Source organism: Kocuria coralli, assembly GCF_008831305.1.
Taxonomy (GTDB): Bacteria; Actinomycetota; Actinomycetes; order Actinomycetales; family Micrococcaceae; genus Kocuria; species Kocuria coralli.
On record NZ_ML708628.1, the window covers coordinates 1 to 21,077 of the forward strand.

The 21,077-nt window shown below is 64.5% G+C and carries 18 protein-coding genes; 3 read left to right on the top strand and 15 right to left on the bottom strand.

The genetic code is table 11. From position 1 onward, the window contains the following. Nucleotides 1–423, bottom strand: a 423-nt coding sequence (locus FCK90_RS13370; RefSeq protein WP_158034808.1) for an ATP-binding cassette domain-containing protein, incomplete at its 3' end; no start/stop codon positions are given. Continuing rightward, the gene (locus tag FCK90_RS13375; RefSeq protein ID WP_158034809.1) at nt 420–1,511 is read right to left on the bottom strand and encodes an ABC transporter permease; all 1,092 of its coding nucleotides are present in this window, start codon (nt 1,509–1,511) and stop codon (nt 420–422) included. The genes FCK90_RS13375 and FCK90_RS13370, both read right to left, overlap by 4 nt. A 149-nt stretch (nt 1,512–1,660) precedes the next feature. On the opposite strand from FCK90_RS13375, the gene FCK90_RS13380 reads away from it, so the two are divergent. Both FCK90_RS13380 and FCK90_RS13385 read left to right on the top strand, forming a co-directional pair. Beyond that, nucleotides 1,661–2,857 (top strand): sensor histidine kinase, encoded by a 1,197-nt coding sequence (locus tag FCK90_RS13380; protein WP_158034810.1) that lies wholly within the window; start codon nt 1,661–1,663, stop codon nt 2,855–2,857. Further along, nucleotides 2,854–3,474 carry a response regulator gene (locus tag FCK90_RS13385; protein ID WP_158034811.1) on the top strand — a complete coding sequence of 207 codons (621 nt, stop codon included), beginning with the start codon at nt 2,854–2,856 and terminating at the stop codon, nt 3,472–3,474. The genes FCK90_RS13380 and FCK90_RS13385 overlap by 4 nt, the downstream gene beginning before the upstream one ends. A 52-nt stretch (nt 3,475–3,526) precedes the next feature. Here the strand turns inward: FCK90_RS13385 and FCK90_RS13390 are convergent, their stop codons facing one another. The 12 genes from FCK90_RS13390 to FCK90_RS13450 all read right to left on the bottom strand — a co-directional run bounded on the left by FCK90_RS13390 (nt 3,527) and on the right by FCK90_RS13450 (nt 19,021). Then, nucleotides 3,527–5,005: a class I SAM-dependent DNA methyltransferase gene (locus tag FCK90_RS13390; protein ID WP_158034812.1), complete on the bottom strand. Its 1,479-nt coding sequence runs from the start codon at nt 5,003–5,005 to the stop codon at nt 3,527–3,529. Then, nucleotides 5,002–5,973, bottom strand: coding sequence for an Abi family protein (locus FCK90_RS13395; protein WP_246180375.1), 972 nt, complete (start codon nt 5,971–5,973; stop codon nt 5,002–5,004). The genes FCK90_RS13390 and FCK90_RS13395 overlap by 4 nt, the downstream gene beginning before the upstream one ends. A gap of 92 nt (nt 5,974–6,065) precedes the next feature. Beyond that, nucleotides 6,066–6,959: a GIY-YIG nuclease family protein gene (locus FCK90_RS13400; RefSeq protein WP_158034813.1), complete on the bottom strand. Its 894-nt coding sequence runs from the start codon at nt 6,957–6,959 to the stop codon at nt 6,066–6,068. A gap of 642 nt (nt 6,960–7,601) precedes the next feature. After that, nucleotides 7,602–8,192 carry a restriction endonuclease subunit S gene (locus FCK90_RS13405; RefSeq protein WP_158034814.1) on the bottom strand — a complete coding sequence of 197 codons (591 nt, stop codon included), beginning with the start codon at nt 8,190–8,192 and terminating at the stop codon, nt 7,602–7,604. Further along, a complete protein-coding gene (locus FCK90_RS13415; RefSeq protein WP_181954323.1) occupies nt 8,189–10,984 on the bottom strand; it encodes a type I restriction endonuclease subunit R in 2,796 nt (931 codons plus the stop codon). Before FCK90_RS13415 ends, FCK90_RS13405 begins: the two co-directional genes overlap by 4 nt. Before the next feature lie 141 nt (nt 10,985–11,125). After that, nucleotides 11,126–12,103 (bottom strand): class 1b ribonucleoside-diphosphate reductase subunit beta, encoded by a 978-nt coding sequence (gene nrdF / locus FCK90_RS13420; RefSeq protein WP_158034848.1) that lies wholly within the window; start codon nt 12,101–12,103, stop codon nt 11,126–11,128. 106 nt (nt 12,104–12,209) lie between these two features. Next, complete coding sequence (locus FCK90_RS13425) at nt 12,210–12,761, bottom strand: dihydrofolate reductase family protein (protein ID WP_158034816.1); 552 nt, start codon at nt 12,759–12,761, stop codon at nt 12,210–12,212. A gap of 126 nt (nt 12,762–12,887) precedes the next feature. Next, nucleotides 12,888–14,993, bottom strand: coding sequence for a class 1b ribonucleoside-diphosphate reductase subunit alpha (gene nrdE / locus FCK90_RS13430; RefSeq protein ID WP_158034849.1), 2,106 nt, complete (start codon nt 14,991–14,993; stop codon nt 12,888–12,890). 74 nt (nt 14,994–15,067) lie between these two features. Then, nucleotides 15,068–15,577 carry a class Ib ribonucleoside-diphosphate reductase assembly flavoprotein NrdI gene (gene nrdI / locus FCK90_RS13435; RefSeq protein ID WP_158034817.1) on the bottom strand — a complete coding sequence of 170 codons (510 nt, stop codon included), beginning with the start codon at nt 15,575–15,577 and terminating at the stop codon, nt 15,068–15,070. Nucleotides 15,578–15,760: 183 nt separating this feature from the next. Continuing rightward, nucleotides 15,761–15,997 carry a glutaredoxin-like protein NrdH gene (gene nrdH / locus FCK90_RS13440; RefSeq protein WP_158034818.1) on the bottom strand — a complete coding sequence of 79 codons (237 nt, stop codon included), beginning with the start codon at nt 15,995–15,997 and terminating at the stop codon, nt 15,761–15,763. Between the two features lie 404 nt (nt 15,998–16,401). Then, nucleotides 16,402–17,892, bottom strand: a complete 1,491-nt coding sequence (locus tag FCK90_RS13445) for an aldehyde dehydrogenase family protein (RefSeq protein WP_158034819.1) — start codon at nt 17,890–17,892, stop codon at nt 16,402–16,404. A 34-nt stretch (nt 17,893–17,926) separates the two neighbouring features. Beyond that, entirely contained in the window at nt 17,927–19,021 is a 1,095-nt protein-coding gene (locus FCK90_RS13450) for an App1 family protein phosphatidate phosphatase (RefSeq protein WP_158034820.1), read from the bottom strand. Nucleotides 19,022–19,235: 214 nt separating this feature from the next. Here FCK90_RS13450 and FCK90_RS13455 point away from each other — a divergent pair, with 214 nt between their 5' ends. Beyond that, nucleotides 19,236–20,228: a fatty acid desaturase family protein gene (locus tag FCK90_RS13455; RefSeq protein WP_246180377.1), complete on the top strand. Its 993-nt coding sequence runs from the start codon at nt 19,236–19,238 to the stop codon at nt 20,226–20,228. On the opposite strand, the gene FCK90_RS13460 is transcribed toward FCK90_RS13455, so the two are convergent. Beyond that, nucleotides 20,225–21,025 carry an alpha/beta fold hydrolase gene (locus FCK90_RS13460; RefSeq protein WP_220433342.1) on the bottom strand — a complete coding sequence of 267 codons (801 nt, stop codon included), beginning with the start codon at nt 21,023–21,025 and terminating at the stop codon, nt 20,225–20,227. The genes FCK90_RS13455 and FCK90_RS13460 overlap by 4 nt on opposite strands. Nucleotides 21,026–21,077: the final 52 nt, after the last annotated feature.

Consider the following 21,077-nt stretch of genomic DNA (forward strand, 5'->3'; position numbering starts at 1 on the left):
GTTCCTTGCGCCCACCGCTTGAATCCGCCGTTCCTCGACGCGGTCGCCGATTTCCGCGCGCCGCCTCGCGCTGCTCCTCCCGCCGAGCCTGGCCATGACCTCCAGTTGCTCGCGCGCGGTGAGCGCGGGCAGCAGGTTGGGCTGCTGGAAGACGATGCCGATCCGTTCGCGGCGCAGTGCGGTCGCCTCTTTCTTGGACAGCTGCGAGGCGTCGACGGCTGTGTCGTCGCCGATGAGCACCGCACCGGAATCGGGCCGGATCAGGGTGGCGGCGACGGCGAGGATGCTGGACTTGCCCGACCCGGAAGGGCCCGTGATGCCCGTGACCGTGCCGTTGTCACCGCGGAGGGTCACGCGGTCGACGGCGGTGATGCGGTTCTGCCCGTCGGGGAAGGTCAGGGTGACGTTCTGCAGCTGGATCATCGGTTGCTCCCGAGTGCGGTCAGAGGGTCGGCTTTGGTGACGGAGCGCAGCGCGAAGGCTGCGCCAGCAAGGCCCAGCGCGGCCATCACGGCGGCGGGGGCGAGTGTGGTCAGGGGGCTGACCACGAACGGCAGCGCCTGCCCGGCAAGGGCACCGAGTCCGAGGACGGCGAGGAGTCCCGCACCGATCCCGGCTGCGAGGACGACGAGCGCTTGCCCGAGGGAGTCGCGCACGAGCGAGCCGTCAGTGGCCCCAAGGGCTTTGAGCACGGCGATGTCACCTGCGCGCTGCATCGTCCAGACGGTGAAGAACGCGCCGACCACCAGAGCGGAGATACCGAAGAGCATCGCGATCATCAGTCCCAGCGATCCGATCTCGGAGCGGAAGGCCTCCAGCGCGGTGAGGCTCGACAACGGTGTCTCCGCGACGGTCCCGGTCCGGGCGCCGACGGCATCCCAGTCGGGGTCGCCGGTCACGGCGAGCACGGTCGCTGCGCCGGTTCCCCCGACGCGCTTGCTCGCCTCGCTCCACGCCGTGTGCGTCATGACGACGACGGGGGTATGGCTGTACCAGAGGTCGTCCCCGATCACGGCGACGGAGAACCGGGTTCCCGTGACCGTCACCGTGTCGCCGACCTGGACGTCGAGCGCCTCCGCTGCGCCCTCGGATAGGCCGACCTGGTCATCATGTGCCGGTGCAAGCTCGAACAACGGGTTCGGCTCGGAGCCCGCTGCACCCTGTGGCAGCCCGTACAGTGCGACTCCGGCAGGGTCGCCGGCACCATCGGCAGAGGCGCGCGACTGCGCGATGCCGATGGAAACGACCGAGTCGACCCCCTCGGCACGCTCCCAAACCTGCACAGTGTCCTCCTCGAGGGAGGAGGTCGCGTAGCTGGGGGTACCGCTTTCCGGCTGCTGCAGCACCAGGCGGTCGCCGGGCAGTTGCAGCACGGAGGAGACGTTCTGAGCGGCGAGGCCACCGGTGAGACCGGAGAGGAAGCCGACGAGCAGGGTGATCAGGGCGACGACGGCCCCGATGAGCAGGAACCGGCCGCGGGCGAACCGCAGCTCTCTCCAAGCGACGAACACGTGATGCCTTTCCGCTCGCACTCTCTGTGCGAGCTACCCGTCAACACTCCTTGCAGGGGGCATGGGCGGGCATCGCCTGAACCACTGGATTCCCGATCCAACTTTCGGTTGATGGCCGATCTGGCGTGCTCCCCTAGGCTTGAACCGCCATGTCGCACTCCACCCTCGCCCCGGTGTTCACCGGGCTCCGTTTCGGCCTGCACGCTCTCCTGATCGGCCTCACCGCGTTCGCCGTCATCCGCGCCTTTCTCGTGTCGTCTTCAGTCGCGGGGTGGACGCTGGTCGTGGGAGTGGCGTTCGTGGCGGTCTATCTGACGGGTGCCTGGGCGGCCCGGATGAACAGTCGGCCGAGGTTCCCACGGCCCGGCTTCGCCGTCGGGTGGGTGGCTGCCCTCACGGCCCTGTGGGCCGTGCTGGTGTGGCTCAGCCCCGAGGGCGCCTATCTCGTCTTCCCCTTGTTCTTCCTCTACCTCCATCTGCTGCCGGGCGCGGGTGGCGTGGCGGCCATCGTGATCGCCACCGTGTTCGCGATCTGCGCGCTCGGTCTGCACCTGGGTTTCAGTGTGGGCGGAGTCGTCGGTCCGCTCGTCGGCGCCGGGGTCGCGGTGCTGATCGGGCTGGCCTATCGCGCGCTCACCCGGGAAGCGAAGGAACGCGAGCGGCTCCTCGCCGAGCTCCTCCGTACCCGGCGGCAACTGGCCGACACCGAACGCGAGCAGGGCGCCCTGGCCGAGCGCGCCAGGCTGGCCCGCGAGATCCACGACACCGTGGCCCAAGGGCTCTCGTCCATCCAGATGCTGCTGCGCGCCGCCGAACGCGAGGCATCAGGGCCCGCCGCCGGCTACCTGGAACTGGCGCGTGAGACGGCGGCCGACAGCCTCGCCGAGACCCGGCAGATCATTCGCGAGCTGACCCCTGCCCGCCTCGACGACGGCCTCGCCGCAGCCCTTCGCAGGCTCGGTGACGAACAGGCCAGCCGTACGTCGATTCCGGTCGAGGTCGCGGCGGAAGAAGCCGATCTGCCGATGGACATCCAGACCGCGCTGCTGCGTATCGCCCAGGGCGCCCTCTCGAACGCCGTTCGTCACGCGGATGCCTCGCACATCGCCATCGAACTCACGACCTCGGGGGGCTCGGCGACGTTGGTGGTCAGTGACGACGGACGCGGCTTCGATGTGCCCGGTGCCGCAGCCGTGACCCATCGAGCGGACTCTTTCGGGCTGCAGGCCATGCAGGTTCGCGTCGAGCAACTGGACGGCACTCTTGATATCGCGTCGGCCTCCGGACAGGGCACCACGATCACCGCCGTACTTCCCCTTCCCCCAGAATCATGGAGACAGCTGTGATCCGTATCGTGCTTGCCGATGACCATCCCGTGGTCCGCGCCGGGCTTCGTGCCATGCTCGCCGGCGACCCCGACCTCGACGTCGTCGGGGATGCAGCCGATCCCGACGAGGCGATCGCCCTTGCCACGGATCTCGCACCGGATGTGGTGCTGATGGATCTGCAGTTCGGCACGGAACGGACGGGAGCGGACGCCACCCGGGACATCCGATCCCTTCCGGAGCCGCCCGCGGTGCTGGTGCTCACCAACTACGACACCGACGGCGACATCCTCGGCGCCGTCGAAGCAGGCGCCAGCGGTTATCTCCTCAAGGACGCCCCGCCGGACGAGCTCATCGCCGCGATCCGCGCCGCCGCCTTCGGTGAGACCGCACTCGCCCCGGCGATCGCGGGTCGCCTGCTAGCACGGATGCGTTCCCCTCAGCCCAGTCTCAGCACCCGCGAGACCGAGGTCCTCCACCTCGTCTCCGACGGCGCCACGAACGTCGAGATCGCGGCGCGTCTGCATATCAGCGAGGCCACCGTGAAGTCGCACCTCGTGCACATCTATACCAAGCTCGGCGTCTCCTCCCGCACGGCCGCCGTCGCCACCGCCCGGCGCACTGGTCTCCTCCGATAGATCAGTCGCGTACTGGCTGCCAAACGGTAAGTCGAGGATTCGGTATTCCTGACTACTCCGAGGTGCTGCCTTCCAATGTTGCGGCCACCGCCTCGAATTCGGCGAGTGCAGCAGTGAGGTCTTCGACGATCTCGCGCGCGATAACCTCAGGTGCCGGTAGCGAGTCGAGATCTTCGAGAGAATCGTCGCGCAACCACGTGATATCGAGGTTGACCTTGTCGCGTGCGATCAACTCGTCGTAGGTGAACGCCCTCCACCGCTCCGATTCCACGCGGTTGTCACGAGCGTCACCCGCCAAGTACGACTGCACGAATTCATCGAGATGTGCCCGGCGCAGCGCGTTCTGCTTGAGGGTGAAGTGCCGGTTCGTGCGCAGATCGTAAACCCAGAGCTTACGAGTCCACGGCGTCTCGCTCGCGGGCTTTTTCTCGAAGAACAACACGTTCGCTTTAACGCCCTGGGCATAGAAAATGCCGGTGGGGAGACGCAGGATCGTATGCAGGTCGAAGTCTGCGAGCAGCTTGCGGCGCAGCATCTCTCCCGCACCGCCCTCGAAAAGCACGTTGTCGGGCAGAACAACGGCTGCTCGCCCACCGATGTCGAGAATCGTCATGATGTGCTGCAGGAAGTTGAGCTGCTTATTCGAGGTCGTGGTCACGAAGTCAGCACGCTCGATCTCGGTGTCTTCTTTCGACTCCCGCCCATCAGCTCCGACCATCGTCATCGATGACTTGCGGCCGAACGGAGGATTGGAGAGCACCATTGAATAGCGCTCACCGGGGTCGGCAATCAGCGCGTCGCGCACGTCGATGAGCGATTCCCCGTCAGGAGTACCGATACCGTGCAGCAGCAGATTCATGGCAGCGAGCCGGGCTGTGCCATCAACGAGCTCAGTGCCATGGGCGAAGGTGTCTCGCAGGTGGTCACGCTGGATGGGTGTGAGGTCTGCGGCGTGCTGGGAGGCGTAGTCGTGGGCGACCAGCAGGAAGCCAGCTGTACCGCAGGCCGGGTCGATCACAGTGTCATCAGCAGATGGCTGGATCACATCAACAATCGCTTGGATCAGGTCACGTGGCGTGAAGTACTGGCCTGCTCCTGCGCCCTTATCGGATGCGCCCTTCGCGAGAAGCTGCTCGTACGCGTCACCCTTGAGGTCGCTGCTAGTCGCCGACCATTGTTCCTTGTCGATCAGATCGACGATGAGGCGCTTGAGTTTTGCCGGGTCTTGGATACGATTCTGGGCCTTACGGAAGATCACGCCGAGTGTGCCGGGCTGTTGCGCGAGCCCGACCAGGATCTTCGTGTACTCGAGTTCCAGAGCGACGCCCTCGGCATCGAGCAGCCGCTGCCAGGAGTACTCTTCGGGCACGATCTGCTGCGGCTTGAGCTTACGGGTAGCGCGCTCGTGCGCCATCTTGAGGAACAGCAAATAGGTGAGTTGCTCGATGTAGTCGAGCACGCCCACACCGTCGTCGCGCAGCAGGTTGCGGAACGAATCGAGCTTGTCGACCAGGCGACGGGAATCGGTCATTGCGGCCTCCTCGACCAGAATGGATCGTCGAACCAGTTATCGGGCACTCCCATACCGCTCAGCGGAACGTCGGGGCTTGCCTCGAAGAGATCATGTAACCGCGTACCCCACGTGGATCGCGGGGGGATCGTATGCAGGATCGTCTGGATAGAGACGAGCACGGGATACAGGCGCTGGCGTCTCCACGGTTCACCGGTGATGACGGTGGGGTCGTCGAGCCACACGATCGACCTTGATTTCGGGAGCGCCGGGTACACGCCGAGGCCGCAGTTCCACAGGCGCCCATGGTGGGCACAGATATTGCGAACACGCTGATAGCTCTTCAACCATGAAGACAGAACGGGGGCGACGACACCGAGCGATCGAGCAACCTTGGACTGCAGATCGCGCGGCGCAAGCGCATCAAATACGGCCCGTATAGTGCCGAAGCTCAGTTCCTCGAATACGACCCATGTCGGTGGGCGAACAGGTTTGTCGAAGTGGCCGACGTAGTAGTCCAGCGCTGAGACGAATCGATCGCCGCTCAAGCCGCTTTCCGGCCGCCGTGCCCGCTGGAGCCGCAGTATCTCGTTAACATCCGCAAGCAATTTTGAGTGGGTGGTGCGGGTCGTGAAGTGTCGGGAGTTCTCGTACCAGTGCGGCCCGTCGATGCGTGCTAGGTGGTCGCTGATCGACGCACGTAATGCGACCTCGATGCGTTCGATCGCGTCGAGCACGAGCAGGCGGAGCTTGCGGTCGAACACGTAGAGGCCGAGGACGTCATCGAACGTCGTGCCGGGCCGAATAATATCCCGCTCGCCCCCTTCGAAGCTACGCACGTACGCCGAGAGCCGGTAGTACCCGATGTGGCGGAGATAACGTAACGCCCGCTGCTCATCGGGGAGCTCAAGCCCCCGCGACTGCCATCGCGCGAGCAGCTCGCCCTCGGTCAAGGCAGGCTTGGAGTAGAAGCGTGAGGCCTCAGACATGAGAAAATCCCCCGGTTGCGCATCGTGGAGAGGCTCGGGGGATATTGTGCTTCCACCCTACACGGCCGCACCGGCCTCCGCCATCGTTCGCACTACTCATCGTCCACCCCGCGGCTCTCCCAGACGCCGAACGATCCCTCTGCGCTTACCCAGGCGACCCGGCCATTGCACGCACTCCCGAGCGCAATCGCACCGGCCGCTGAGGGGGAAGGGAACACGATGTCACGGCTTGTCCGGGCCATCTCCCCGTCCACCACAATGGAGCCGTCGGCGATCAAACCCTCGTGCTGAGCCCGGTAACTCGCATAAGCCTTCTGAGTACTCAGCGCATTTCCCACCCCGTGCCAGGTAGGGACGACAACAGACCCAGCGAGCATGATGAATTCCCCGTCGACCTGCTGGGCTCGTGCATCGACGCTCTGGCGTCTGTTCGTCAGGCTGAACACTGGAGATTCGGTGGTCTCGAGGTTCTGCTTGACTGAGCGGGCCCTGATGACGTTGACACCGAGCACAGGAAGCACGATCTGCAACTGGCCGAGGAAGTACTCCATGTCGGAGACATCCGCCTCGGGCAGCCGCGGACGGGGCGGCTCCGTGCCGTTCTCCAGTGACACCCGGCCCGCTTGGGTGGCGAGCTCGATGAGCCGAGATTCCAAGTAACGCACGTGCGACTTAGTCAGGTTCGTGTCTTTCGACGTGACGAGCACGGCCTGGTTCCAGAACGGCTTCTCCTTCGCGTGACTTCGCAACCGTGTTGCGACGACGTCGGCCTCGCCGATATAGCCGCGCGTGTCACCTACTGCCTCTTCATCTTCCCCGAGCAGCATGTACACACCGGTGCGCCCAGCCTCTTCGCGCCTCAAGAGTTCAGCAAGGTCAGAACGCCGCGCCGAGAGCACGCTGCCTGTCCAGTTCGTGATCTCCGCGGTCGTCAATCCGCCAGGGGTGCCGTCTACAAGGAAGAGTTTGACCTGCTTGCCGTTCATGCTTCCATTCTTCCGTCGACCACTGACACCGGCTGCGGAGAGCCGGTGAGGCGGCCTGAGAACGCTGCGGTGAGCAGGGAGCGTCGGAGTGCGGACCGGCGTTACTGGAGTTGCACAATAGTGCTCCTCTGCCGCGCATAGGACTCACGAAGCTCGTCTACCTCCGTCACCAGCTCTCGCTGCCGCTCAACCGACGGAACCGGAACAGCAAGTCTCTTCAGCTTCGAGACGCTTAGGGTGTGGAGCCCGCTGCTTGAGCTGGCCACATTAGACAGCGTCCTACGATTCTGCGGTGAGTTCCACACAGCCTCCAAGTACTCAGGTAGTAGCCCCGAGCCCGGTCGCACTCGAATGAGATGATTCTGGTGCACGCAATCCTCGATACTGTCATTCCAAAGCGCAGCGCGTCCGATCTGCGATGAGCTGCCATTGCCCTCTACTACCAAAAGATCGCCACGTTCAAGACGCAGCTTTTCCAGTTCTCCGTTGAAGAGTTCGACCTGATGCACCTCATTGAGGTCAAGACCGTTGGCGGTGACATTCGCTACACGCAGAAAAGCGTACGCGTTCAGCTTAGGAACCCGCTTTGGCTGCTTCTAATTACCGCCTTGAATCAGCGCAATATCCTTCAAGGGAAGCAGTCTACCATCCCGGCATGCTTGATAGCATCACTTGGTCAAGCGTTTGCAATCGCCTCTCAACCATGGACAGCGCGCCATCAGCGGTGTCGAGGTGGGAAAGATGGTCTTGGAGGATCGCGACGATGCGGCGCTGCTCCTCCAGCGACGGCAAGGGGATTTCGGTCTCAAGTAATCGCTTCCTAGACACACTTGCCTGATTGACATGGTTCGAGCAGATGGCCTCAAAATATCCGCTCATTTGCTGAAAATGCAAATAGCTCGCCAAGAACCTTGAATCGAGCCGATGGGTCGGAGATCGAAGACGAGTCATATGGTTTGAATAGGCCAATTCTTGCGCTGCGTTGACCCATGCGGTCTTCCCAACCCACTTTGGGCTATTCGTATTGTTGAAGAGCACGTCCCCTCGCTCGACCCGTTGAATACCTGATTCCGCGTCTACAAACTTACTTCCATCTAACGTAAGCGCGCCATGCGGTGTAATATTCATTGGTCGCAAGTGAGGCAGTTCACCCACACCCGAGTGCTTTCCTGAAGCAAATCCTATCTGGGCCTCAACGCCCAGGGAACCCAACGTATCTCGCTCCCACGTCACGCCGTGAGCTCCCGGTTGAGTTCCTCGATGAGGTCGCCGGCCCCGTCGCCGAGGTCACGCAAAGCACCGTCGATACCGCCGCGCTCATCGAAGGGAGCGTTGTCGAGGTCATCGGCGTCGATCCCTGCTGAGGACGCAATGATGCGCATCATCCGATCCAGCCACCACCGCTGCGAATCGGTGAACACAGCCCCCGCCTGCTCCTGTCGCGCTAGCCAATTCTCATACCGTTTTTCCACCTGCTCAGCGTAGGGCACGAGCGCATCGTCGACCCCAGCTTCAAGGCGCAGCAGCGAGATCAGATCGGTTGCCGCATGCCGATCGCGGTTCTCTGGGCGGCCCCGATACTCCACCTCAAGCGAGAGGTAGGCGCTCCAGATGATGTCGACCGTCCAGTTGTGGGGCGGGCGGGCAATGCGATCGGCAAGTTCTTGAATCTGCTCGAAGCAGATGCCGCGGCCCTTGGCCTCGAACATCAGCTCAATGGCGCTGATCTCGCTACGGTGCTGGGCTAAATACTCACGCCAGGAGGTGATCGTGTGCTCCGCCTTGTCGGGGTCGATCACGCCATAGGCATCGAGCACCTCGTCACGACTCACTTCATCGATGATCTGATCCTTGGCGCGCCGCAGTTCGATGATCCTCGTACGCAGGCCGGGGTTGGCCGCAAGTGGCTCGGTCGCAGCATCTAGCAACTCCTGGACCACCTCGGCCGGGTCACGATCCGGTGCTGTCGCGCACGCCGCAGCCTGTGCATCGGGATCGACGGCGTTCACAAGTGCCTGCACGACCTGATGCATTGACACCTCAGCATCGAAGACACCCGCAACCTCGTCCAGCTCGGCACGCTCTGCTGGGGTGAGCTGCCGATCCAGCGCGGCGAGGCGACTCGCAAGGGTCGCAGTCTCGCTCTCGGTGAGATTCAGAGCAGCGGCCCTATCAAGCAGTTTCTTCAGGCTGATCGACTTGTCGCGATTCAGGGGTGGTTCTACGAAGTCGTGTTCGGTCACGCCGATGGCATCCACGATCACGAAACGGGTCTTCGCGATGGCGTCGTCGGTGACGGCGCGGAAATCGGCGGGATCAAGGGTGCGTGCACCTCGGCCCTTCATCTGCTCGAAGTACTGCCCGCCACGCACGTCACGCATGAAGAACACGCATTCAAGCGGCTTCACGTCGGTACCGGTGGCGATCATGTCAACCGTGACAGCGACGTGCATTGCTGGGCTTGTACGGAACGTCTTCAGATGCCCCTTCGCGTCTTTGACGGAGTAGGTGATCTTCGCGGCGAAATCGTTGCCTTTGCCGAACACTTCGCGCACTGTCTGCACGATCTCTTCTGCATGGTTGTCGTCCTTGGCAAATATCAGCGTTTTGGGCACGGTACGACGGCCGGGGAAGATCTCTGTAAATAGCTGATTACGGAACGTCTCCAGTACAAGCCTGATCTGGTGCTTCGCCGTTACCGCGCGATCAAGCTGACTCGGGGTGTAGTCAAGGTCGGCGTCTAGACGCAAGAGTTTTTCCTCACGGGTGCTGCGATCCACCGTGGGTACATAGGTGCCGGCTTTGATGGTTTCGCCCTGTTGCGTGATTCTCGTTCTGATGCGGTAGATGTCGAAGTCGACGTTCACGCCGTCGGCAACCGACTGGGGGTAGGTGTACTCCGACACCAGGTTCTGCTGGAAGAAGCCGAAGGTCTGCTTGCCCGGGGTCGCAGTGAGGCCGACGATATGCGCGTCGAAGTACTCCAGCACTCCGCGCCACACGCCATAGATCGAGCGGTGGGCTTCGTCCACGATCACCAGGTCGAAGGCCTCAGGCGGCAGATCGGAACTATAACGGACCGTGACCGGTTCCTTGGGGCGAAACTCGTCGAGCCCTTGGTCGTCGGTGTCGGGAACACCCTCGTTCTTGATCGCCTTGAACACTCGCTGGATCGTTGAGATCGCAACCCTGGTCGAGTCGGGCATGCCACCGCGAGTGAGTTTGGTGACGTTGTACAGCTCGGTGAAGCGGCGGCCGTCGTCAGGCGTGCGATAGTTCTGAAACTCGCCTATGGCCTGATCGGCGAGGTTATTGCGATCCACCAGGAACAGTACGCGCTTGAACCCACCCCACTTCAGCAGCCGATAGGCCTCAGTGACCGCCGTATAGGTCTTGCCGGCGCCAGTAGCCATCTGCACTAGTGAACGGCCGTATCGTTGCTCGACAAGGCTGCGTTCAATCCCGGTTATCGCTTCGACCTGAGCCGGCCGAAGGGATGCCGCATCAAGCGTTGGGAGCACGCGCACACGCCCACGCCACGTCGGCGCCTGATCCTGGTGCTCGCCCGCCGCACGAACCGTTGCTGCGAGCGTTTCAGGTCTCGGAAAGGCGAAGATGCGCCTGGCACGCGGCTCAGGATCGAAGCCATTTGCGAAGTGCGTCTCGGTGCCAGATGCCTCGAACACGAACGGCAGACGCCCCTCCGAGTCGAGCGCCTTACGCCGCACATCGTCAGGCAATCCGTTCGCGTACATCGCCGACTGCCACTCAACACCGGAGAGTGGCGTGCCCATGGGCTTGGGTTCGATGACGCCGACCACAGCTTTGTCGACATACAACAGGTAGTCGACGCGGCCGTGGCCGGGCTTCATGATGACCTCCCGTACCGCGATGCCTCGTTGCGGTACGAAAAGGTTGAGTGCCCCACGGTCCTGCACCGCCCAGCCAGCGTCCGCGAGCTGGCGGTCGATCAGCACCCGCGCCCTCTGCTCCGCTGCCAGGCGCTCGTCTCCGGTCTCAGTCATCAGCATCGATCTTATCGAAAGCACTAATTCGCATACTGATATGACGGAGGAGTGAATCGTCCAACGTCCCTGAACCGAGAAACCTGAATCAGAAGATCCCAGCCGGTTTTAGCCCCTGATCAGATGTCGGCGGCACAAGACTTAGAAGTCCCAGTCCTCGTCGTCGGTGTTCACGGCCTTGCCGATCACGTAGGAGGAGCCCGACCCCGAGAAGAAGTCGTGGTTCTCGTCCGCGTTCGGCGAGAGGGCCGAGAGGATCGCGGGCGAGACGTCGGTCATCTCCTTGGGGAACAGCGCCTCGTAGCCCAGGTTGTTGAGGGCCTTGTTGGCGTTGTAGTGCAGGAACTTCTTGACCTCTTCGGTCCAGCCCACGCCGTCGTAGAGGGACTCGGTGTAGGCGATCTCGTTCTCGTAGAGCTCGTCCAGCAGGTCGTAGGTGAAGTCCTTGAGCTCCGCCTGATGCTCGGGGCTCTCCTTCTCCAGGGCGCGCTGATACTTGTAGCCGATGTAGTACCCGTGCACCGCCTCGTCGCGGATGATCAGGCGGATGATGTCCGCGGTGTTGGTCAGCTTCGCCTGCGAGGAGAAGTGCATGGGCAGGTAGAAGCCCGAGTAGAACAGGAAGGACTCCAGCAGGGTGGAGGCCACCTTCTTCTTGAGGGGATCGTCGCCCACGTAGCGGTCCATGACGATGTCCGCCTTGCGCTGCAGGAACTCGTTCTCCCGCGACCAGCGGAAGGCCTCGTCGATCATCTTGGTCGAGGCCAGGGTCGAGAAGATCGAGGAGTACGACTTGGCGTGCACCGACTCCATGAAGGCGATGTTGGTGTAGACCGCCTCCTCGTGCAGGGTCACGGCGTCGGGGATCAGCGAGACGGCGCCCACGGTGCCCTGGATGGTGTCCAGCAGGGTCAGCCCCGTGAACACCTTCATGGTGAGGTCCTTCTCCTCATCCGTGAGCGTGTTCCAGGACTGGACGTCGTTGGACAGCGGCACCTTCTCCGGGAGCCAGAAGTTGGCGGTCAGCCGGTCCCACACCTCGTCATCCTTGGGATCCTGGATGCGGTTCCAGTTAATGGCCTCGACGTGGTGGTGAAGCAGCTCCACCTTTTCGCTCATCATCGCGAACGATTCTCCTTGCTCGGAACCGGGTCCCGGCCATGGGTGGTGGCCGGGGATGTCCGTGGATTGTTTTCTGTCTCGACTCTATCGACGACGACGGCGCTCACCGCCGCAGCGCCCACCCCGTGTACGTCACACCGTTGCCGAAGCGCATCGAGGCGATCAGGTCCGCACCGGCGGCGGGCACGTCGTCGGTGAACAGCCTGCGGCCCTCCCCCTGGACGACCGGGTAGGTGAAGAGCCGCAACTCGTCCACCAGGCCGGCCTCCAGCAGGGCGTGGCACAGAGTGATGGAGCCCGTGCACACGATGTCCTGCCCGGGCTGCTCCTTCAGCCGCCGTACGGCGTCCAGGACATCCCCGCTGATCACCGTGGAGTTCTGCCATCCGGGATCGGTCATCGTGGAGGACACCACGTACTTGGCCACCGCGTTGAGCTGATCCGTCACCCCGGTCTGGTCGTCCGTCTGCTCGGGCCAGTAACCGCGGAAGTCCTCGAAGGTCTGCCGCCCCAGCAGCACCGCGTCGCAGGTCTCGTCCTGGCGGTGCATCTCCGCCAGGACGTCGGGAGCCTCGTCGGCCGGGTCGAACCAGTCCCCCAGCATCTCGACGCGTCCGTCGATCGTGATGTTCTGCGTGATCGCCAGCGTGCGCATAGTCTTCAACCTTTCCTCGGGCCGTACGGCCGCTGTATCGGATGCCTCCAGCGTAGGAACGTGCTGTCGTGGAGGTGTGTCCGATCATGCGGTCGTACCGTCCCCTGCCACCAGGGGACGAGACCCTCAGAGCATGCAGGACACGCAGCCCTCGACCTCGGTGCCTTCCAGGGCCAGCTGGCGGATCCGCGAGTAGTACATCGTCTTGATGCCCTTGCGCCACGCGTAGATCTGCGCCTTGTTGACGTCCCGGGTGGTCGCGGAGTCCTTGAAGAACAGCGTCAGCGACAGCCCCTGGTCCACGTGCTGGGTGGCAGCGGCGTAGGTGTCGATGATCTTCTCGTAACCGATCTCGTACGCGTCCTGGAAGTACTCCAGGTTCTCCATGTCCATATGGGGCGCCGGGTAGTACACGCGGCCCAGCTTGCCCTCCTTGCGGATCTCGATCGCCGAGGCGATTGGGTGGATCGAGGAGGTCGAGTTGTTGATGTAGGAGATCGAGCCGGTGGGCGGGACCGCCTGCAGGTTCTGGTTGTACATGCCGTGCTCGGCCACCTGGGCCTTCAGCTCGCGCCAGTCCTCCTGCGTGGGGATCTGCACGCCCGCGGCGTCGAAGATCTCCCCGACCCGGGCCGTGGCGGGCTGCCACTGCTGCTCGGTGTACTTGTCGAAGTACTCCCCCGTCGCGTACTTCGAGTTCTCGAAGTTCACGAAGGTCGCCCCGCGCTCCTTGGCGATGAGCATGGAGGCGCGCACGGCGTGGAAGACGACGGTGTAGAAGTACATGTTCGTGAAGTCCACACCCTCCTCCGAGCCGTAGTAGATGTGCTCGCGGCCCAGGTACCCGTGCAGGTTCATCTGCCCCAGCCCGACGGCGTGGGACATCGAGTTGCCGCGCTGGATCGACGGGACCGAGTCGATCTCCGACATCTCGGAGACGGCGGTCAGGCCGCGGATGGCGGTCTCCACCGTCCGTCCGAAGTCCGGGGAGTCCATGGTCATGGCGATGTTCAGCGAGCCGAGGTTGCAGGAGATGTCCTTGCCGACGGTCGAGTAGCCGAGATCGGCGTCGTAGACCGAGGGCTCGGAGACCTGGAGGATCTCGGAGCACAGGTTGGACATGATGATCTTGCCCTGGATGGGGTTGGCCTTGTTGACCGTGTCCTCGAACATGACGTACGGGTAGCCGGACTCGAACTGGACCTCGGCGATGGTCTGGAAGAACTCGCGCGCGTTGATCTTCGTCTTGGAGATCCGGGCGTCGTTGACCATCTCGTAGTACTTCTCGGTGACGTCGACGTCGGAGAAGGGCTTGCCGTAGATGCGCTCGACGTCGTACGGGGAGAACAGGTACATGTCCTGGTTCTTCTTGGCCAGCTCGAAGGTGATGTCCGGGATCACCACGCCCAGCGAGAGGGTCTTGATCCGGATCTTCTCGTCCGCGTTCTCCCGCTTGGTGTCCAGGAACTTGTAGATGTCCGGGTGATGGGCGTGCAGGTAGACGGCACCGGCGCCCTGGCGGGCACCGAGCTGGTTGGCGTAGGAGAACGAGTCCTCCAGCAGCTTCATGACCGGGATGACACCCGAGGACTGGTTCTCGATCTTCTTGATCGGCGCACCGGCCTCACGCAGGTTGGTCAGCGCGAAGGCCACGCCGCCACCCCGCTTGGACAGCTGCAGGGCGGAGTTGATCGAGCGCCCGATCGACTCCATGTTGTCCTCCATGCGCAGCAGGAAGCAGGAGACCATCTCGCCGCGCTGCTTCTTCCCCGCGTTGAGGAAGGTGGGGGTCGCCGGCTGGAACCGGCCGGTGATGATCTCCTCGACCAGCTTCTCGGCCAGCTGCTCGTCGCCGCCGGCCAGGTACAGCGAGACCATGACCACGCGGTCCTCGAAGCGCTCGAGGTACCGGCGCCCGTCGAAGGTCTTCAGCGTGTAGGAGGTGTAGAACTTGAACGCACCCAGGAAAGTCTGGAAGCGGAACTTGTGGGCGTAGGCCTGCTTGGAGAGCTTCTTGACGAAGTCGAAGGAGTACTGCTCCAGCACCTCCGCCTCGTAGTACTGGTGGTCCACCAGGTACTTCAGCTTCTCCTCGAGGTCGTGGAAGAACACCGTGTTCTCGTTGACGTGCTGCAGGAAGTACTGCCGCGCGGCCTGCCGGTCGGCCTCGAATTGGATGTTGCCGTCGGCATCGTAGAGGTTCAGCACCGCGTTGAGCTCGTGATAACCCATGCCACGGTATTTCTCGGGCACGGTGGGGTCGTCGTGCCCGGACTCGGCGATGCCGATATGTGAGGTGTGGGTGGTTACTGCCACAGGTTCATCAGTCCTTCATTAACGGTGGTGACGTCCGTGCCGGTGCCCATGAGCTCGAACTTGTAGAGCACGGGCACCTCGCACTTGGCGGCTATCTTGTCGGCGGCGAGGCAGAACTTGTCGCCGAAGTTGGTGTTGCCGGCCCCCAGGACTCCGCGCAGGAGCTTCCGGTTGGTCTCGACATTGAGGAATTTGATCACTTGCGGTGGGACGGCCCCGGATCCTTCGGGCCGGCCATAGGTGGGCACGGCCAGGACGTACGGCTCCTCCATGACCGGAGGCTCCTCCCGGGTGCGCAGCGGCAGCCGGACCTTGCGCGCCCACAGCTTCTCCACGAACCGGTGGGTATTGCCCGAGACGGAGGAGAAGTAGACGACGACGGGGTCGCTCGCGCCGCGCGGGAGCTCCTCCCGCCGGTCGTCGTGCCCCTGATCCTGCCCGTGCTCCGGCGCCCCGTCGCGGTGACGGGCTTCCTCCAGGAGGGCTGACAGGGCGGACATACGAGATCACTTCCGTGGCTGCTGTATAGGTAAAGACATGAGGGACGGGCTTTGTACCCGCGATTGGGGTCCCCGGAGGCCGCCGCCGACGGGAGCCGGGGACGGCAACGGCCCGGATGCTCGTCCACCGCGCCATCATGCTCGGTTACGACTGCTGCACCGGGCCGGTCCGGAGATCCCTGGTCAGGCCGAGAGGCGCACGCGCAGCGAGGAGATCTTGTCCGGGCGGAACCCGGACCAGTGCTCGTCACCGGCGATGACGACGGGCACCTGCTGGTAACCCATGGCGACCACGCGATCGAAGGCGTCCTGGTCCTCGGTGACATCGATGACGTTGTAGTCGATATCGCTCTTCTTGAGTGCACGATAGGTGGCATTGCACTGGACGCAGGAGGGCTTGGAGTAGACGGTCACGGACATGTCGGGAGTCCCTTCCTGTGGGGGTGGTCTGTATCGCTGCGGGGAGAAGCCGGCCGGGGAAGTTACGTGCACCACCAGGGCTGGCAGGCGGACCGGTCCGCGTAGGTGGACCTCTCTCCTGTGCTGAGCACCGATACTACATCTAGTAGTGGGTACTGGTTACAACCCCTAGATGTCGTGTCTTGTTCCTCTTCTCGTCATCCTCATCCCATCCCCAGCCGGGCCCTCGTTCATCCACAGGGAGGGGCGTTGCCCTCCCGCGTGATCGCGCGCAACCGGCGCTACGGCACCCCCGTCATCCACACCTGTGGACGACCCGGCGAGGGCTCCTGTGCACCGGATTTTTGCTTTGGGAAACTTTTCCGCCAGCGTGTCGGGGCACCCGCCCGCGCCCCGATCGATACCTAGCGCTTTCCGCCCAGCAAGCGCCCGATCAGCCGCGACGGTGACGGCATTCCCATGGCCAGCCGTGCTCCGCGGGCCTTGAGTGCCGAGTACGGCGGATAGACCATCTTCAAGGTGTCCGGCTTGAGCGGCTTGTCCAGGACGGCGCGCTCGTGGCTGAAGGTCCTCAGGGAGTACTCGCCGTGATAACTGCCCATCCCGGACTCCCCCACACCGCCGAAGGGCAGGTGCGGGTGTGCCAGGTGGACCAGCGGCGCGCCGATCGCCATCCCGCCTGAGGAGGTATTCCGCCGGAAGCCGTCGCGCACGGCCTCATCCTCGCTCAGGACGTAGAGGGCCAGGGGCTTCTCCCGGGCGTTGACCGCGTCGATGGCCGCCCGGTGGTCTTCCACGGGCACCAGCGGCAGGACGGGGCCGAAGATCTCCTCCTGCATGAAAGGCCCGTCCTGCGAGCTGCGGATCACCGTGGGGGCCAGATAGCGCTCATCCTCCCGGCGTTGCCCGCCGGTCACCACGTCCTCCGGGTCCACCTGATCCAGGAGTTCCGTGAGCCTCCCGAGATGCCGGGCGGTGGCGATCCGCCCGTAGGAATCCGATATCGAAGGATCCGGCCCGTAGAGCCTGCCGATCGCCGCGATCAGCAGCGGTTCCAGCGCGGTCAGCACCTCCGGCGGTCCCATGACGTAGTCGGGGGCCACGCAGGTCTGCCCGGCGTTGACGAACTTGCCCCACGCGATGCGCGCGGCCGCTACCTCGAGATCGGCCGTGCCGTCCACCCAGGCCGGAGACTTCCCGCCCAGTTCCAGGGTCACGGGGGTGAGGTACTCCGCCGCGGCCCGCATGACCACCCGCCCCACCGTGGCATTGCCCGTGTAGAAGATGTGGTCGAACCGGTGCTGCAGCACCCGGGTGGTCTCGGGCACCCCGCCCGTGACGACGCCGACGCAGTCCCCCAGGAACTCGCGCAACCCGTCGGCCAGGACCTCCGCCACCGCCGGCGCCACCTCCGAGGGCTTGACCACCACCGTGTTCCCCGCCGCCAGCGCCCCGGCTAGGGGCGAGAGCACCAGCTGGACGGGGTAGTTCCACGGGGCGACGACCAGCACGGTGCCGAGGGGCTGCCGATCGGCCCAGGCCCGTGACGGCACCAGCGGCGCCGAGGACGGCACGGCACGCGGCCGCTGCCAGGACGGCAGGAGCTTGCGCAGGTGCGCGATCTCCCCGAAGACGGTGCCGATCTCCGTGCCCCAGGCCTCCGTGGCGGATTTGCCGAGGTCATCGGCCAGTGCCGCCAGGAGCTGATCCTCGCGATCGCGCAACATCGCCTCGAGCCGGTCCAGCCGGTCCAGGCGCAGTTCCAGCGCGCAGGGCAGGCCGAAGCCCTCCCGTGTCCGCCGGATGGTGGCGTCGATCTCCCGTCGCTCCGGTTCCCGCAGGCCGTCGACCGCGGCCAGTCGGGTGTCGGGCACGGTGCTGATGCTTTCTTCCATGCCCCCACGGTAAACGCGGGGGCGGACAACCGGGCTAGAGCAACCCGGCCTCGGAGAGCTTCTCGGAGATCGTGGCCCCGTCGTTCGCCTCGATCAGCGGGATTCCCTCCGGGATCCGCGGCCCGTCCTCAGCCAGGAACTGGCCCGAGGCCAGCACCGCTTCCGCCGTTGAGAGATTGCGGATCACGACGGCGGCCACGTGCTCCGGGTAGCGCTGGGCGAATCCGCCGTAGATCTGCGGATCGTGCTGCCCGTCGTCGCCGATCAGGATCCATTTGATGTCGGGGAAGTTCTGGGCCAGGTGCTCCAGGTTCTCCACCTTGTGCCGGGCACCCGAGCGGAACCACCGGTCCGTCGTCGGGCCCCAGTCCGTGAGCAGGAGCGATCCGGACGGATAGGCGTTGCGGGAGAGGAACCGGCGCAGGGTGGGGGCCACGTTCCACGCACCGGTGGAGAGGTAGATGAACGGCGCGCCGGTGTACCTCCTGGACAGCCGCTCCATCAGGACGGCCATGCCGGGCGTTGGGGCGCGGGCGTGCTCGTTGAGCACGAAGGAGTTCCACGCCGCGAGCATGGGACGCGGCAGGGCGGTGACCATGACGGTGTCGTCGACGTCGGAGACCACGCCGATCCGCTGCCCGTCCTCCACCACGGTCACCTTCGAGGTGGCCCAGGAGGAACCCTCCGTGCGCAGATGGGCCTCGTGGACGCCGGGTTCCAGGGAGATCGCCAGATCCGCGTCGATCACCCCGCCCTTGTCGGCCACCAGGCGGAAGTCCTTCCCGCCCAGGTTCACGTCCACGTGGGCGAAGGTGATGGGCAGGGAGGTGAACGACCGCCACCCGCGGATCGAGGACTCGTCCTCGTCCGTGGGATCCTCGGGACCCGTGGTCTTGAGCAGGGCGCGGCCCAGGATCCGCACGCGGGTGGTGGAGCCGTACCCGTCGAACGCGACCATCACGGGGATGTCCCCGCGGCGCTTGGCGCGCCGTTCCCGGCCCAGCGCGAACCGCTGTTCCAGGCGGTAGCCGAGGTTCAGCGCCTCCTCCGTGACCTGGTCGACGGTTTGCCGCAAATCCGTGGCCAAGTCCACAGGCTGTTGATCATGCTCTGGGCGAAAGTGCGACATGGCGAGCAGTCTTTCACATCCCCAGGCCCGTGACAGACTGAGGCCAGGTCGCGAACTCGCGCGTCCTTTCATGAATGAGGACGCCATGAACCACGCTATTTCTCCCTCGGGGAGTGCTCGAAGTTCCACTTCAAGTTCTACCTCTCGCCGCCGGCCCACCCCGCATCTCTCCGATTTCACGGAACTGACGGCCCGTGTCAAGGACAGGGGGCTCTTGCTTCGCAACTACCGGCACTATTGGACCAAGCTCATCCTGCTGCCCGCCCTCGGGCTAGGCCTCCTGGCACTGTTCGTCCTGCTGGGTGACACCTGGTGGCAGATGGCGTTGGCCGCCACCCTTGCCCTGCTCATGACGCAGATCGCCTTCCTGGGGCACGACGCAGCTCACCGGCAGATCTTCAAGTCACCGCGCTGGAACGAATGGACGGCCATGGTCTTGGCCAACCTGTTCGTGGGCATCGGGGTCAGTTCCTGGACGGGTAAGCACAACAAACATCATGCCGCGCCCAACAAGCTCGGATCCGATCCTGATATCTCCTCCGAGGTACTGGTCCTCAATCCGGAAGACACTCCGGAGCGGGGCTCCCGCACCATCAACCGCTGGCGGCGCGCCCTGGCCCGGCTCCAGGTGTGGTACTTCTTCCCTTTGCTGACCCTGGAAGGCCTGAACCTGCACTACAAGGGTTTCAAACGGCTCTTGAGCGCCGCCCCCGTCAAGCACCGCGGTGTGGAGCTCACCTTTTTGATCTTCCGCCTCGCCAGCTTCATCGCTATCGTCTTCATCGTGCTGCCCCCGGGTAAGGCGGCCTTGTTCCTGGCCGTCTCCTGGGGCCTGTTCGGGTTCTACCTCGGCATGGCCTTCGCCCCGAATCACATCGGGATGCCGATGGCTCCACGCAATGTGACCATCGACTTTCTACGCCGCCAGGTTCTCATGAGCCGGAACATCTCCGGCGGCCGGGTGACCTCGTTCCTAATGGGTGGTTTGAACTACCAGATCGAACACCATCTCTTCCCCAGCATGCCCCGGCCCAACCTTCGGCACGCAGCGCCTCTGGTGCGCGAGCACTGCCAGGGACTCGGCATCTCCTATTACGAGACACCTCTATGGCGCGCATACGGAGAGGTGGCCTCCTATATCAGGCAGGTCGGCCGAGGTGGAGTGGACGTGTGGCAGTGCCCCCTCTCCCAGCAGCTCGGCCGCTAGCCCGCGGGACGGCCCTCGATACTGGTGACGAACGTCCTCGCATAGTGCGGCCACAGCGCGAATTCCTCCGGCTGCGATGCGATGTGCAACGTATCACCGGGCAGGACCTCGCGCAGGATCCGGGAACTCGAGATCGGATGGGCGGCGTCATCGGACCAGGCCAGGATCAGGTTGGGCACCCGGATCCCGGCGAGCTCGCCGGGATCCGGCAGATCCGTAGCCGCAGCCCCTCGCAGCACCGCCGGCAGCAGGTGCTCCGGGATCCGCGGCGGGTGATGCTCGCGATCCTCGACGGCGGGCGGGCGCGGCACCGTGCGGGTGGCCCGGGTGTAGGCCTCGATGCCAAGGGACTCGATCAGCTCCGCGCTCTCCCGGTAGATACCGGCCTGGCCGCGCCGGGTGGACCACGCGGTCGAGGGCACGCACAGCGTGAGCGACGTGAACCGGGCGGGGTCCGCGAGCGCCGCGTAGAGCAGCGTGGCCGACCCCATGGAGGGGCCGATCCCGTGGACGGCCTCGCCGGGGAAGACCTCGTCCAGGAGGGCCAGGAGATCCCGGGCGAGATTGGACCACAGCCAGTCGTCCACCACGGGCTCGCCCGTGGAGAGACCGTGCCCGCGGGCGTCGTAGCGCAGGATGCGGGCGCCGGGGACGAAGGCGGCGAGGTCCAGGCCGCCGTCGGCGTTGGAGGGCCGGTCGGACATCAGCCCGTGCAACTGCACCACCGCGGGCCCGCCGCCGCCGGGGTTGGTCAGGTCGTAGGCCAGGCTGCAGCGTTCTAGGTCCAAGGTGGGCATGGGGATACGGTACGCGGCGCGCCGGCCCGGCCCTGCGCAGCGGCTCCGGGCA